The sequence below is a fragment of the Comamonas sp. w2-DMI genome (genome assembly GCF_040187735.1).
GTDB classification, from domain to species: domain Bacteria; phylum Pseudomonadota; class Gammaproteobacteria; order Burkholderiales; family Burkholderiaceae_C; genus Comamonas; species Comamonas terrae.
The window spans coordinates 1-13,723 of record NZ_JBANEL010000024.1 but is presented as its reverse complement, the minus strand read 5'-3'; the positions used below and the strand labels follow the sequence as shown (position 1 = coordinate 13,723).

At 52.8% G+C, this 13,723-nt stretch carries 13 protein-coding genes and 1 tRNA gene; 7 read left to right on the top strand and 7 right to left on the bottom strand.

Annotated features, from left to right (window positions below; genetic code table 11):
* Window positions 1-16 precede the first annotated feature (16 nt).
* From V8Z74_RS20775 to V8Z74_RS20745, 7 genes are all read right to left on the bottom strand, one after another.
* Window positions 17-1,312 carry a relaxase/mobilization nuclease domain-containing protein gene (locus V8Z74_RS20775; protein ID WP_349710984.1) on the bottom strand — a complete coding sequence of 432 codons (1,296 nt, stop codon included), beginning with the start codon at window positions 1,310-1,312 and terminating at the stop codon, window positions 17-19.
* Entirely contained in the window at window positions 1,293-1,676 is a 384-nt protein-coding gene (locus V8Z74_RS20770) for a plasmid mobilization protein (RefSeq protein WP_349710983.1), read from the bottom strand. The genes V8Z74_RS20775 and V8Z74_RS20770 overlap by 20 nt, the downstream gene beginning before the upstream one ends.
* 579 nt (window positions 1,677-2,255) lie before the next feature.
* Window positions 2,256-2,543 (bottom strand): hypothetical protein, encoded by a 288-nt coding sequence (locus tag V8Z74_RS20765; RefSeq protein ID WP_349710982.1) that lies wholly within the window; start codon window positions 2,541-2,543, stop codon window positions 2,256-2,258.
* Window positions 2,533-2,691 (bottom strand): hypothetical protein, encoded by a 159-nt coding sequence (locus V8Z74_RS20760; RefSeq protein WP_349710980.1) that lies wholly within the window; start codon window positions 2,689-2,691, stop codon window positions 2,533-2,535. The genes V8Z74_RS20765 and V8Z74_RS20760 overlap by 11 nt, the downstream gene beginning before the upstream one ends.
* Window positions 2,688-2,876, bottom strand: coding sequence for a hypothetical protein (locus V8Z74_RS20755; protein WP_349710979.1), 189 nt, complete (start codon window positions 2,874-2,876; stop codon window positions 2,688-2,690). Before V8Z74_RS20755 ends, V8Z74_RS20760 begins: the two co-directional genes overlap by 4 nt.
* Window positions 2,877-4,342: 1,466 nt before the next feature.
* A complete protein-coding gene (locus V8Z74_RS20750; RefSeq protein WP_349710977.1) occupies window positions 4,343-5,248 on the bottom strand; it encodes a site-specific integrase in 906 nt (301 codons plus the stop codon).
* 59 nt (window positions 5,249-5,307) lie between these two features.
* On the bottom strand, window positions 5,308-5,691 hold the full coding sequence (locus tag V8Z74_RS20745) for a hypothetical protein (RefSeq protein WP_349710974.1): 384 nt from the start codon (window positions 5,689-5,691) through the stop codon (window positions 5,308-5,310).
* Between the two features lie 275 nt (window positions 5,692-5,966).
* On the opposite strand from V8Z74_RS20745, the gene folC reads away from it, so the two are divergent.
* From folC to V8Z74_RS20710, 7 genes are all read left to right on the top strand, one after another.
* Window positions 5,967-7,292 carry a bifunctional tetrahydrofolate synthase/dihydrofolate synthase gene (gene folC / locus V8Z74_RS20740; RefSeq protein WP_066480528.1) on the top strand — a complete coding sequence of 442 codons (1,326 nt, stop codon included), beginning with the start codon at window positions 5,967-5,969 and terminating at the stop codon, window positions 7,290-7,292.
* Window positions 7,293-7,351: 59 nt separating this feature from the next.
* A complete protein-coding gene (locus tag V8Z74_RS20735; RefSeq protein WP_349710973.1) occupies window positions 7,352-8,299 on the top strand; it encodes an SPOR domain-containing protein in 948 nt (315 codons plus the stop codon).
* Between the two features lie 63 nt (window positions 8,300-8,362).
* Entirely contained in the window at window positions 8,363-8,863 is a 501-nt protein-coding gene (locus tag V8Z74_RS20730; RefSeq protein WP_349710972.1) for a CvpA family protein, read from the top strand.
* Window positions 8,864-9,069: 206 nt separating this feature from the next.
* Window positions 9,070-10,578: an amidophosphoribosyltransferase gene (gene purF, locus V8Z74_RS20725; RefSeq protein ID WP_066480537.1), complete on the top strand. Its 1,509-nt coding sequence runs from the start codon at window positions 9,070-9,072 to the stop codon at window positions 10,576-10,578.
* Between the two features lie 345 nt (window positions 10,579-10,923).
* The gene (locus tag V8Z74_RS20720) at window positions 10,924-12,135 is read left to right on the top strand and encodes an O-succinylhomoserine sulfhydrylase (RefSeq protein WP_349710970.1); all 1,212 of its coding nucleotides are present in this window, start codon (window positions 10,924-10,926) and stop codon (window positions 12,133-12,135) included.
* Complete coding sequence (gene gltX / locus V8Z74_RS20715; protein WP_349710969.1) at window positions 12,135-13,541, top strand: glutamate--tRNA ligase; 1,407 nt, start codon at window positions 12,135-12,137, stop codon at window positions 13,539-13,541. Before V8Z74_RS20720 ends, gltX begins: the two co-directional genes overlap by 1 nt.
* An 83-nt stretch (window positions 13,542-13,624) precedes the next feature.
* Window positions 13,625-13,700 (top strand) — tRNA-Ala (locus V8Z74_RS20710).
* Window positions 13,701-13,723: the final 23 nt, after the last annotated feature.

Below are 13,723 nucleotides of genomic sequence, written 5' to 3'. Positions count from 1 at the left end.
TAGGGGCTTTTTTCTTTTATGGCTTTATCTTGTTCAACTGCTTTAGTCTGTCGTTGTGTTGTTGCAATAACATTTGATCTTTTTTGACTTGTAAAGCTAAAAGCTGAGTGTGTAGCTGTGCTCTACGGGCTGGGTTCTTCTCGCTGTTCATTTGTGCTTTAACTGATGAAATTTGAGCATCTATTGAACTTGTACCACTGCCAGAAGAACCACCAGACCCAAGGGAAGGGCCAGAATGGGCCGCAGTGCTGTTTTTTTGGTGTGGTGGTGTGTTGGTATGGGTAGAGCTGGAAAACTCCACAGAGAGCGATTTAAGAGGTTGAGGGCTGGAGCCTTGTCCCTCAAGGGGAGCTTTGTGCTGTGCCATAGGCACCTTGGGCACGATGTTTTGCTTAATTGCTGGTGTTTTACTTTTGAAATTTAAACCTCTGTTCTTGTAGCTAGGTGGGTTGATGTAGTTCTTAAGATTGTAATTAGTTCTAGCTTTTATCCCATTCTGTAAACTCTTATCTATCTTTAAGATTTCATCGGGATTTAGCTTTGTGGGGTGGTTGCTAGACTGTTTTAACATATCCCTGTAATCTGCCTTTGCTGTAAATGCTGAGCCTTTTAGTCTTATGGGCTTGGTTTTTCCTGTTGGAATAACAGAAATAAAGTCATTACCAATTCTTGAAACTTTCCATTTTAATTTGTGTTGTAAGTGTCTTAAAAGGTCGGCTCTGTTGTGTATCTCATTAGCTTTGACTTTTTCAACAAGATAAGATGAAATTTTTTCTTTTCTTGTTCCTTTCTCAAAAGTATCAAACTGAGCTTTTAAGAGATTTGGAGTTACTTGTTTAAACCCTAGCTTATCATTCTGAAGTTTCTGGAAATCTTCAAATAGCTTTTGAGATGCTGGTCCAGGTGGTGCAATGTTAAAAGCTTTGCCTGTGGTTGCTTCCATTTTTGGAACTAAGAAATGGAGTTCGGTATTCCCTTTTTCTCTGTGCATAACCCACAAAACGGGGACATTGTTTTCATCTAAGCCAGGTAAAAAAGTTTTCCTAAAGTCTTTGATGATTTCTTGTATTTGCATAGGTCTTAACTTCTCGTTATCACGAAAAGCAATTACACCAGAAGTATACTTATTTGCTCTTTTATTGTTATCAATCAAAAAAGCTACGGCATCTTTAGAACCCTCACTTGTCATAAGCTGATTGAGTTCTACAGGGGCGGGTTCTCTTTGTTTTCCGTCCTTATCTTTGCCAAGTAAATAAGAGATAGGGCCGCGGCTTGAGCCTTTGCCCACATTTTTAAAAATCTTTATTAGCATTGCTTACCTCCCTTGTGTGTTGTGATTTTTTAAGGGTTTTAAATGCTTTAAAGTTGTCAATAAAGTCATCAACTAAATTACTTAAGGCTTCGCCTTTGTTTGCTCTGTGTGCTATTTGATTTAAATTAACCCCAATTTTATGAAGTTCATTTAATAGCTTCACATGGTCAATATTTGTTTTTGCTATTTGACTATTTCCATATAGCAAAGTGTCTCGGCAGTATTTAGCTGTTGATGTTCTTTTTAATTTTGCTTGTTCTTCTAGTTTGTTGAACTCATCTTCATCAAGTCTTATGTGTAGCTGTCTATCTCTGATTTTTCCTAATTCTGATGATTGGCCAGGTCTTTTTTTTTTTTGTGTCATAAATTGCCTTTCTTATTGTTGTTATTGCCCCGTGTCGGGGCTGGCTGTTCATAAAAAGCGAGGTTGTAAACCTGGGGTCTGGGTCTCCCAGAAAAGAAAACAAAAATAATTTTTTGTTTATTCCGGTCGCTAGACGGGTTACCTTGCTTATGTATTACTTACTATATATAAGCAATTAGTAAAGTCAATTTTTTAAATGATGAATAGCTAATAAAAAGCCAACTTTAAAAGCTGGCTTTTGTTTTTTTAAAATCTTAGTTCTAGTATCTTGTAGATGTTATTTGATATTTTTAAAAGTATTCTTTTGTTTTTGTTATCTGTGAATAATTCTTTATCTTCAATCCATATCTTGTAATTTAAGAATGAATCGTAATCATTACTCTCAAGCTTAAAAACATTTCCGTAATACTCTAGAATTTTGATGGTGTTTAAGTAGTATCTGACCTTTTTAGTCTTTGAGTCTTTCCATTTGCTAGAGAATTGACTAATTTTTTCTAAGTCTGTTTTTGTAAAGTCCTTTAATTTTTTCATTTTATAAATCTCTCTTTTTATTCTTGTTAACTGTAATTAATTAGGTTTTTATTTCTTTATCACTCTGTCAACTTCTATTGTTCTTTGTTGCTGTTGTTGTTTCTTCTGCTGTTGTTTTAAAGCTTTCTTTACATCTTCTACAGGGTCTATCCTTTCAGATGATGAGCCCTTAAAAGCTGAGTTGAAAATCTTGATAAATGCGGCTATTAAAATAAACCAAAGCAATAAACCTCCATAGACAACAACCCCCCCGTAACTTGTGACTGAGGCCGTTGCTGCTGTGCTTTTAATTCCTAAAACTGCTTTCGCAGCACCTATTAAAAATTCAATTATCATATTTTTCCTTTATTTGTTTTTCTAGTTCATCAAGTCGCCACTCTAAGTTAAAGACTTTTAGATTAAGAGCTAAAAGTAATTGCTTTTGTTCTAGCTCTATCCTCTCTTTTTCTTCTTTCTTAAATTTTAGTTTTTTGAAGAAATTCATCTTAAAAACTCCCAAGCAATGAAGATTAAACAGGAAAAAATGGCAATAAGTCCAACATAATTAACTATCTTATCCTCCCTCATTCTTTTTTCTAATGCTATAGATAATTCTTTCATATCTTCTTTGTTTTTCTCATAATCTACTTGGTTTTGTTTGTAGTTAAATTCTATATCGTCTGTTTTCATATTTGTACTCCTTTGCTATATGATAAATTCAATATAGCAAAATAAAAGCCAAAGTCAAATGATGCAGAAAACAAAAAAGCCCCATTTCTGGGGCTTTGGTGTTTCTATCAAAGAAGGTTTTACTAAATTAAATATAGGAATTGTTTTAAATATAGTAAAAGCTTTTTAAATGTCAAGCCCTAGGGGTTGGGGTTGATTTATAGCCCCGTAGAGCCGTTTTTTCTGGTGGGGTAGGGTGTTGGTATAGGTAGAGGTTAAAAATCGCTTGGCGGCCGTTTTTGTCGCTTCGCTCCTTCCTATCTTCTATGTGTGTTGGGTGTTCCTAGTGTTGTTGTATCTGTTGAGTGCCACCCCTTCCGTCCCCTCGGAGAGGGGATACCTACCTCCGTAGGGGTAAATAAAAAAAGTAGAACAAGTCTACTTTTTCTTTATTTAGATAAGTGTTTCGTTTCACTTCACAGAATACCGTTGATTATTCCTAGTTTCTTTTATTGTTGTTATTCCTAGTTCGTAACCTCTTATTGTCTGTTGAATGATGGAACTAATACCAAAATACACTTTATTAAACTTTTCCCCTCTCTTAGATATGCTTAGGATTGAGCCAGAGAGGGGAAAAGTTTCCCAAACCCGAGCAATTCAAAAAAAAATTGCTAAGGTTTGGACTTTTCCCTTCTCAGCGATATATTTAAAAACTCTTTTTCAAAAGTGCTTAGGCATATCGCCGTCGATACGGGCTTGATAACTAATAAAGCTGTATCAAGTTAAACAGTGCTAGATGCTTTAAATCTACTATACGGGGTCTGTTCTTAAGTCTCTCCCTGTGGCTGTGTATAGTTCCTCTGTAACCACTTAAAAACACTTTAAAGGCTTTTAAACCTTTGGGCTAGTCCGTTAGCCCCTTTCACTTTCTTAACTACTTTAAATCAAGTGGATATCTTCTATCGTGATAGAGAAATAAAAACGGTCTTATTGTCTTTGCCTTTTCTATCCTCTGCTGTGCTTTTTAATTAAATACCCCAGCGAGACAATCAAAATGAAAGGACGTACAAGGTATTTAATACTATTAAAGTAAATTTTATGGTATTTGTCAAATGGCAATAAAAAAGCAGTCTTTAGACTGCTTAGGTTACTTGTTCCATCGGTTTAATTTTCTCTTTTGCTTGCTGATGTAATACTTATACATAGAGCTAATTTCTTTATCTGTGTAGCCTTCCATTAGACTCCTGTCTATGTGTTCTATGTCGTCATCGTGGAACCTCTTTAGCTCTGCTTCAATGAAGTTTAAGAGAACTTCAAGAATAATGATTTTTGATTTGTGTTCTTCTTTTGTGTAATCGTAAGCTTTTAATTGAAGCTTTAAAATTGTTCTTCTGTGTATAAGAAAGATTATTCTTTTTACATCTGAAATAGTAATAAATAATTTAGCCATAGAGATAAACCTTTTTGTTCTATCTCTATGCTATCAATTATTTTTGCTTTTTCAAATTTAAAGAGAAGTAATGCTTTTTAGTCACTGCTGAGGTTGTATGACCAACAGATTTAAGGACTTCTGTTTGAGTGTTTAGGCTAGAGGTTGGCATTGTCTTAATTTCTCGCTCTAAGCCTGCAATGTCCCTAATGCCTAGAATTTCAGAAATCAAAAGGCTGTTATCTGCTCCGATAACTTCCACAAATTCAGAGATTGAATTTTTACGGAGTTTATGAGCTGTAATGTCTTTAAGTCCAAATTTGTTCAAATGATACCTAAGCGAAGCTTCAAAGCCTCCCACTGTGTAAGAGAAAAGCCGGTCTTGCCCTGATTTTCTAGGAATTGATTTAATCAGTTCTTTTGCATCTGCTGTTAAGTAGACGGGGCGGGGGTTTGTCTTGGTGTCTGTTAGTTGAATAAAATTTTCGTAAATTTGCGACCATTTTAAAAGAACTACTTCAGCCCTTCGCATAGCTGTGAGCATCATCAACTTAACAATGAAAACAAGCTCGGGATTTTTATTTTTCTCTACTGCTTCAATAAAAGCTTTTTTAGTTATTTTGTTTTCTTCTTCACTGTCTGCAAATCTGAAAAATTTTGATTTCGCAGGAATGGCTAAAGAGTAAAGCTTTTTATCAAAATCTTTTATTGGGTTTTTGAAGTCTTTCAAATCGCTGTTTAAGTGCTTTGAATACTCTAAAACACTATTCATCAAAACAAGCTCTGTTCTTATTGAGCTAGCTCTAAGGTTGTCTTGTATCCTGCTTTTTACATAAGAATTAATTGTAGATACTGTAATTTCTTCCAGTGTGAAATTTCCAATAGGTTTTTGGCTCGAATTAAAACCCTTGAAGGCAATTTCTAAAGCTCCAAGATTAAAATCTTGAACTTTAATTTTTGCCATTCTTTCAAGCTTGTTAACTTTATTTGAGTAATTTTTTAGCTTGTGTTTTTCTTCTGCTGTTAACTCTGATAGCTTCCTATTAGTACATTTCTGTATTTAATTTTCAAAAATTCATCAATGTACTTTTTAATATATCTATCAAAAGTAGGGTTGTTGAAGTATTGATTTATAAACTCTTTGCCATCCTCTGAGCTTAAATGTTCATAAGATTTAAGTCTAAAAGCTTTTAGCTTTTCTTCGTCTTGTTCAATGACTAGCTTTTTTAGCTTTAGCTTTTTTCTTTCATCATTTAAGAACTCTAAAGCTTCTTGAACTGATGAAAAAAGCTTGTCCAGCTTGACCCCTTGCCTGTTCATCTGAACCCGATAGGCAACCACTGGCGAGCCATCTTTGTTCTTTCTTGTTGTTTCTTGTATGCCTCTAGGTAGCTTGTAGAAGTGCATTTTTGCCCTTTCTCTTTGTGAAATTTCCCTGAATTTTTGTGAAAAAATTCTGAGGATGTGCGACACAGTATAAGCAAATCAAGCACTTGCAAGAGATTTGTGAAAAAAATCAATTGTGGGGGTTCAGTTGGGGATGCCGTAGAGCGTGATGGTGGAGGTCATGGGTCGGTTCCTGAAGATGGTTGCACCTGGCAAAGCATTTGGCAAAGCTTTTCGCCTGCCGCTAACGCGGCCGGCCATAGGGCCTCTGGTGCTGGGTGACAATAGCGCCCAGTATGCACACCACATTTCCCACATTGGATGAATGGCTCACATATTGCGAGCGTCTGCATCCCCAGAACATCGCCCTTGGCCTGGATCGCGTGCGCACCGTCGCGCAGCGCATGGAGCTGCATTTCGACTGCCCCGTGATCACGGTGGCGGGCACCAACGGCAAGGGGTCGACCTGCGCCATGCTGGAAGCCGTGGCCCTGCAGTCCGGCTACCGGCCCGGCGTCTACACCTCGCCCCACCTCGTGCATTTCGAGGAACGCTGCCGCGTGGGCGGCGAGATCGTCAGTGCCGGCGACCTGATTCCCCACTTCGAGCGGGTGGAGCAGGCCCGCGTGAAGGATGGCGCGGAGGTGGCGCTTACCTACTTCGAATTCACGACGCTGGCCATCCTGCATCTGATGAGCCAGTCCAGGCTGGACGTGGCGATCCTGGAAGTCGGCCTGGGCGGGCGCCTGGACGCGACCAACATCATTGACGCCGACTGCGCGGTCATCACCAGCATCGACCTCGACCACATGGAACTGCTCGGCCCCGACCGCGAAAGCATTGGCCGCGAGAAGGCCGGCATCATGCGTACCGGCCGCCCCGTGATCGTCAGCGACCCCATGCCGCCGCAAAGCGTGATCGACCATGCCATGGAAATCGGCGCCGACCTGTGGCGCTTCGGCAAGGACTTCAACTACGACGGCGACAAGCAGCAGTGGGGCTGGGCCGGCCGCGGCCGCCGCTATGCCGGCCTGGCCTATCCGGCACTGCGCGGCGCCAACCAGCTGGTCAACGCCTCGGGCGTGCTGGCGGCGCTGGAGGCCCTGCGCGGCCAGCTGCCTGTGACCGCGCAGGCCGTGCGCACGGGCCTGGCCATGGTGGAGCTGCCCGGGCGCTTCCAGATCATCCCGGGCCAGCCCACGCTGGTGCTGGACGTGGCGCACAACCCGCATTCGGTGGCGGCGCTGACGGCCAACCTCGATGCCATGGGCTATTTCCCGACCACGCATGCCGTGTTCGGCGCCATGGCCGATAAGGACTGGGCCCCCATGCTCACGAAGGTCGCGCCGCTGATCGACCGCTGGTACTTCACCGACCTGCCGACGCCGCGCGCGGACACGGCCGAAGGGCTCAAGGCCAAGCTGGCCGAGCTGCAGTCCCGGGCCGGTCTGCGCACCGATGTGAGCATGCAGACCTTCGCCAACCCCCAGCAGGCTCTGGACGCCGCGGTGGAGGCTGCCCAGGCGGCTGATAGAATCGTGGTCTTTGGTTCGTTCTACACCGTGGGCGGCGTGCTGCAGAACGGCACGCCCCGCTTGAACGCCAAACACCTGGGCAACTGAAACTACGGCCTGCCGCTGCGGCATGGCTGCGGTCACAGGCCTGAACGAGTCCGTACTCCATGGCACTTTTCAATATTCGTTGGCCCGGCAAGAAAGATGATGGCGCGCAAGCCGTGCCTGGCGCCAAGCGGCCCGGCCGGCTGGCCCAGGGCGAGAGCGTGGAGGCCATGCGCCGCCGTGCCCGCCATCGCCTGATCGGCGCTGCAGTGCTGGTGCTGGCAGGGGTGATCGGGTTCCCGCTGCTGTTCGATACCCAGCCGCGGCCCATTCCCGTGGACATTCCCATCGAGATTCCGGACCGCGACAACGCCGCGCCCGTGGTGGTGCCCGGCGCCAATGCCGTCGGCGGCGTGGCCGCGTCCAACGGCCAGGTCACGGCCCGTGCTTCGCTGGGCGACGGCGAGGAAGAGATTCCGTCGCGCGGTGTCGCGCCAGCTCCCGCGCCGGCTCCCAAGCCTGCCGCTCCTGAAACTGCTGCACCGGCTCCTGCCATCGCTGCGCCGGCGCCTGCCGTGGTGCCGCCGGCTCCCAAACCCGAGCCCAAGCCCGAGGTCAGGCCGGAGCGCAAGCCCGAACCCAAACCCGAGGCCAAGCCGGAACCCAAACCGGAGCCCAAGCACAAGCCCGAGGCCAAGCCGGAGCCTAAACCCGAACCCAAGCCGGAGCCCAAGCATAAGCCCGAGCCCGGCAAGAGCGACGAGGCCGCACGCGCTCGCGCCCTGCTCGAGGGCCGCAGCGCTCCCGCTGCATCGGCGGGCGATTCGGCCAGTGCGGGCAACGAGCGCTTCATCATTCAGATCGGCGCCTTTGCCGAGGCCAGCAAGGCCAACGAGATCAAGTCCAAGCTCGGCGGTGCCGGCCTGAACGCTTTCACGCAGACCGTGGATACCAAGGATGGCAAGCGCACGCGGGTGCGCGTGGGCCCGTTCAGCAGCCGGGCCGATGCCGACAAGGCGGCCGCCCGCGTGAAGGGCCTGGGCCTGCCGGCCTCGGTGTTCAAGGGCTGACAGGACAGGTGCCGGCAGGCGAGACGGTCTGAAGACATACGCGCGACATAGAACCAGGCTCTCATGACCACGCTGGACTGGATTTTGGTGGCCGTCTTGCTGGGCTCCATGCTGCTGGGGGCCTGGCGCGGCCTGGTCTATGAAGTGCTGTCGCTGGTCGGCTGGATCGTGGCCTTCGTCGTGGCGCGCACCTGGGCGCAGGACATGGCGCAGTGGCTGCCGCTGGACGGCTGGGACATGCAGCTGCGCTATGCGGCCGGCTTTGTGCTGCTGCTGGTGGCAGCCATGTTTGCCTGGGGGCTGGTGTCCTGGCTGTCCAAGCAGCTGGTCGAGGCCGTGGGCCTGCGGCCCGTGGACCGCACGCTGGGCGCGCTGTTCGGGGTTCTGCGCGGCGTTTTGCTGCTGCTGGTGCTGGCGCTGGTGATCCGCTACACGCCGCTGCACACCGCGCCGTGGTGGCAACAGTCGGCGCTGGCGCCTTGGTTGTCCGAGGCATTGGGGATGGCACTGCCGGCATTGCCGGCGCAGTGGGAGCAATATCTGCCGGCGGCTGCGGGAACTTGAAGCGGCCGGCAATGCCGCCAGATGCAAGACATGCCGGGGCGGTCAGGATGAAGGAATACGGCGGCTGCGGCCAAGCGCTGCAGCCGCCACAAGGAATCCGGTGCAGGTGCGATCCATCTGCACCCGGTGAAAACGCAGGCCAGCCAATGGTGGTGGGCAGGCGAGTGTGGCGAGGGGCAGCCTTCGCAAACCAATGGAACGCTACTATGTGTGGAATCGTTGGTGTGGTCAGCACCGCACCCGTGAATCAGCTGATTTATGACGCTTTGCTGCTGCTGCAGCATCGTGGGCAGGATGCCGCCGGCATCGTGACCCAGCAGGAACGCAAGTTCTTCATGCACAAGGCCAAGGGCATGGTGAAGGACGTGTTCCGCACGCGCAACATGCGTGCGCTGCCCGGCAATGTGGGTCTGGGCCAGGTGCGCTATCCCACGGCAGGCAATGCGTCCAGCGAGGAAGAGGCCCAGCCCTTCTACGTGAATGCGCCGTTCGGCATCGTCATGGTGCACAACGGCAATCTCACCAACGCCAAGCAGCTGCGCCAGGAGCTGGCGGACACCGACCACCGCCACACCAATACCGAGAGCGACTCCGAAGTGCTGCTCAACGTGCTGGCCCACGAGCTGTCCCGCTCCACCAGCGGTGCGCCGCTCCAGACCGAGGACATCTTCAAGGCCGTGCGCGCCGTGCACAAGCGCATCAAGGGCTCGTATGCCGTGATCGCGCTGATCGCCGGCTACGGACTGCTGGCCTTCCGCGACCCGTTCGGCATCCGTCCGCTGTGCATCGGCCATGGCGCCGACGGCACCGTCATGCTGGCCAGCGAGTCGGTGGCGCTCGAGGGCACGACCCATGTGCTGGACCGCGACGTGGCGCCCGGCGAAGCCGTGTTCGTGCACAACGACGGCCGCATCGAGAGCCGGCAGTGCGCCGACGAGACGCACCTGAACCCCTGCGTGTTCGAATACGTCTACCTGGCCCGCCCGGATTCGGTGCTCGACGGCATCTCGGTCTACCAGGCGCGCCTGAACATGGGCGAGACGCTGGCCAAGCGCGTGGTCTCCACCGTGCCGCCCAGCGAGATCGACGCCATCATCCCCATCCCCGAGTCCAGCCGCCCCAGCGCCATGCAGCTGGCCCAGCTGCTGGGCATTCCCTACCGCGAAGGCTTCGTGAAGAACCGCTATGTGGGCCGCACCTTCATCATGCCGGGACAGGGTACGCGCAAGAAATCGGTGCGCCAGAAGCTCAATGCCATCGGCAGCGAGTTCAAGGGCCGCCGCGTGCTGCTGGTGGACGACTCCATCGTGCGCGGCACCACCTCCAAGGAAATCGTGCAGATGGCGCGCGATGCCGGCGCCACCAAGGTGTACCTGGCCTCGGCCGCGCCGCCGGTGCGCCATCCCAACGTCTACGGCATCGACATGCCCACGCGCGCCGAACTCGTGGCCCATGGCCGCACGGTGGAGGAGATCCGCCAGGTGATCGGCTGCGATGCGCTGATCTACCAGGACGTGGACGCGATGAAGCAGGCGGTCGGCAAGATCAACGCCCAGGTGCAGGGCTTCGAGGCCTCGTGCTTCGACGGCGTCTACATCACGGGCGATATCTCCGACGACGAAGTCACGGCGCTCAACGAAGGCCGCAACCGCGGCGGCGAGGAAGAGTCCGAGGACACTTCGCGCCTGTCGCTGCCCAACGCGCAGGAAGCCTGATCTGCGCGCTGGCAGAACTGCGCCGGCCCTGCGTCATGATCCCGGTGGCAGCAAGAATGGCCATTCGGGAGGAAAATGCGGCCAGCAGGGCTGGCGGCTCTGTTCCAGGGCCTGTGCAAGTTGGCTATCGAAAAGATGAGCAGCTTGCGCAGGCCTGCCAAGAGTTTCCAATGGTTTCATTGCCATAACTCTTGGGGAAGAAGCGCCAGCAGCTTTGATTTTCATAGCTGGCGCTGAACACAGGCCGGCAGGAAGAAAAGGCGGAGCGTCCGAGCAATGTGGCCCAGAACGAGGCCACTTTGTCTTTGCTGCCCGTCGTGTTCCGTACCATCTGGACAACCAATTGTGACCAACAAGACATTACCCGAGGGCTTGCATCCCGACACGCTGGCCGTGCGCGAGGCCGTTGAACGCAGCCAGTGGGGCGAGCATTGCGAAGCCCTGTACATGACCAGCAGCTTCGTGCAGCCCGACTGCGCCACCGCCGCGCGCCGCTTTGCCAACGAAGAGCCCGGCTTCACCTACAGCCGCACGGGCAATCCCACTGTCACCAGCTTCGAAAAGCGCCTGGCCGCCATGGAAGGCACGGAGTGCGCCGTGGCCACCTCCACGGGCATGTCGGCCATCCTGCTGGTGGCGCTGACCGCGCTCAAGGCCGGCGACCATGTGATCTGCTCGCAGTCCATGTTCGGCTCCACCATCAAGCTGCTGGGCACCGAAATGGCCCGCTTCGGCGTGGAAACCAGCTTCGTCTCGCAGACCGACATCGAAGCCTGGAAGGCCGCCGTCAAGCCCAATACGCGGCTGCTGTTCGCCGAGACGCCCACCAATCCGCTGACCGACCTGTGCGACATTGCCGCGCTGGCCGAGCTGGCCCATGCCCACAACGCGCTGCTGGCCGTGGACAACAGCTTTGCCACGCCCGTGCTGCAGCAGCCGGCCAAGCTGGGCGCCGACCTGGTCGTGCACTCGGGCACCAAGTTCCTGGACGGCCAGGGCCGCGTGATGGCCGGCGCCGTCTGCGGCACCATTGCGCTGGTGGACAAGGTCATGGGCACCTTCCTGCGCAGCGGCGGCCTCAACATCGCGCCGTACAACGCGTGGACCGTGATGAAGGGCCTGGAGACTCTGGCGCTGCGCGTCAGGGCCCAAAGCGCCGCGGCGCTGGAGCTGGCGGCCTGGCTGGAGTCGCACCCCAAGGTGGCGCGCGTCTACTACCCGGGCCTCAAGAGCCATCCCCAGCATGCACTGGCCATGCGCCAGCAAAACGGCATGGGCGGCGCCGTGCTGGCCTTCGACGTGGCCGGCGAGGGCGCCGAGCAGCTGCGCGCCAATGCCTTCCACGTGGTGGACAGCACCCGCCTGTGCTCCATCACCGCCAACCTGGGCGATGTGAAGACCACCATCACCCATCCGGCCAGCACCTCGCACGGCCGCCTGACCGAAGCCCAGCGCCAGGCTGCCGGCGTGGGCCAGGGCCTGATTCGCATTTCCGTGGGTCTGGAGCATCTCGAAGATCTCAAGGCCGATATTTCCCGCGGACTGGACACACTCTGATGACGCAAAAAGTACGTACCCGATTCGCCCCGTCCCCCACGGGCTTCATCCACCTGGGCAACATCCGCTCGGCACTGTATCCCTGGGCGTTCGCCCGCGCCAACCAGGGCGATTTCATCCTGCGCATCGAGGACACGGACCTGGAGCGCTCCACCCAGGCATCGGTGGACGTGATCCTGGAGGGCATGGCCTGGCTGCAGCTCGACCATGACGAAGGCCCGTTCTACCAGATGCAGCGCATGGACCGCTACAAGGAGGTGCTGGCCAGGCTGCAGGAGAAAGGCTACGTCTATCCCTGCTACATGAGCATGGAGGAACTGGACGCGCTGCGCGAAAGGCAGATGGCCAACAAGGAAAAGCCGCGCTACGACGGCACTTGGCGCCCCGAGCCCGGCAAGGTGCTGCCGCCCGTGCCCGAGGGCGTCAGGCCCGTGCTGCGCTTCAAGACCCCGCAGACCGGCGTGGTCGGCTGGGACGACAAGTGCAAGGGGCGCATCGAGTTCCAGAACGCCGAGCTCGACGACCTGGTGATCGCACGCCCCGACGGCACGCCCACCTATAACTTCTGTGTCTGCGTGGACGATATGGACATGGGGATCACCCATGTGATCCGCGGCGACGACCATGTCAACAACACGCCGCGCCAGATCCACATCTTCGAGGCGCTGGGCGCCCAGGTTCCGGTCTTTGCCCACCTGCCCACCGTGCTCAACGAGCAGGGCGAGAAGATGAGCAAGCGCAACGGCGCCAAGGCCGTGACGCAGTACCGCGATGAAGGCTATCTGCCCGACGCCATGGTCAACTACCTGGCCCGCCTGGGCTGGAGCCATGGCGACGACGAGATCTTCAGCCGCGCCCAGTTCCTGGAGTGGTTCAACCTCGACCACCTGGGCCGCAGCGCCGGCCAGTTCGACGAGGCCAAGCTGCGCTGGGTCAATGCCCAGCACCTGAAGGCCATGGACGATGCCCGGCTGGCACAGCTGGCCAAGCCCTTCGTGGTCAAGGCCGGCGTCGATGCCGCGCTGCTCGAAGCCGACGACCGCCTGGTGCGCATCTGTGCACTGTTCAAGGACCGCTGCGAAACCCTGGTGGACCTGGCCAACTGGGCCAAGGTCTTCTATATGGACGGCGTGGAGCGCAATGCCGAGGACTACGCCAAGCACGTGACCGAAGCCGCGGGTCCGGTGCTCGACGCCTTTGCCGCCGCCATGGAAACCGTGGAGTGGACCAAGGACGCCATCGCCGCTGCCATCAAGGAAGTGCTCAAGGCGCAGGGCGTGAAGATGCCGGCCCTGGCCATGCCCGTGCGCGTGCTGGCGGTGGGCACGGCCCACACGCCCTCGGTCGACGCGGTCATCGAACTGCTGGGACGCGAAAAAATTCTCTCGCGTTTGAAAAACCGCTAAAAACCTGTCTATAATTTGAGGCTCTGCACAGCGCGATAAATTGATTGTTGCGTTGCAAGGTGAAAGCCTTGGGCAGGTCTTTGGGGGGTATAGCTCAGCTGGGAGAGCGCTTGCATGGCATGCAAGAGGTCATCGGTTCGATCCCGTTTACCTCCACCAAGATTGAAGACGGCGAGTTGCAA

Bases quoted from the DNA above. Each gene is read 5' to 3' on its own strand.
- V8Z74_RS20755 (WP_349710979.1), bottom strand. From the start codon at position 2,876: ATGAAAACAGACGATATAGAATTTAACTACAAACAAAACCAAGTAGAT.
- V8Z74_RS20750 (WP_349710977.1), bottom strand. From the start codon at position 5,248: ATGGCAAAAATTAAAGTTCAAGATTTTAATCTTGGAGCTTTAGAAATT.
- gltX (WP_349710969.1), top strand. From the start codon at position 12,135: ATGACGCAAAAAGTACGTACCCGATTCGCCCCGTCCCCCACGGGCTTC.
- purF (WP_066480537.1), top strand. From the start codon at position 9,070: ATGTGTGGAATCGTTGGTGTGGTCAGCACCGCACCCGTGAATCAGCTG.
- V8Z74_RS20765 (WP_349710982.1), bottom strand. From the start codon at position 2,543: ATGATAATTGAATTTTTAATAGGTGCTGCGAAAGCAGTTTTAGGAATT.
- V8Z74_RS20735 (WP_349710973.1), top strand. From the start codon at position 7,352: ATGGCACTTTTCAATATTCGTTGGCCCGGCAAGAAAGATGATGGCGCG.
- V8Z74_RS20745 (WP_349710974.1), bottom strand. From the start codon at position 5,691: ATGCACTTCTACAAGCTACCTAGAGGCATACAAGAAACAACAAGAAAG.
- V8Z74_RS20760 (WP_349710980.1), bottom strand. From the start codon at position 2,691: ATGAATTTCTTCAAAAAACTAAAATTTAAGAAAGAAGAAAAAGAGAGG.
- folC (WP_066480528.1), top strand. From the start codon at position 5,967: ATGCACACCACATTTCCCACATTGGATGAATGGCTCACATATTGCGAG.
- V8Z74_RS20775 (WP_349710984.1), bottom strand. From the start codon at position 1,312: ATGCTAATAAAGATTTTTAAAAATGTGGGCAAAGGCTCAAGCCGCGGC.
- V8Z74_RS20770 (WP_349710983.1), bottom strand. From the start codon at position 1,676: ATGACACAAAAAAAAAAAAGACCTGGCCAATCATCAGAATTAGGAAAA.
- V8Z74_RS20730 (WP_349710972.1), top strand. From the start codon at position 8,363: ATGACCACGCTGGACTGGATTTTGGTGGCCGTCTTGCTGGGCTCCATG.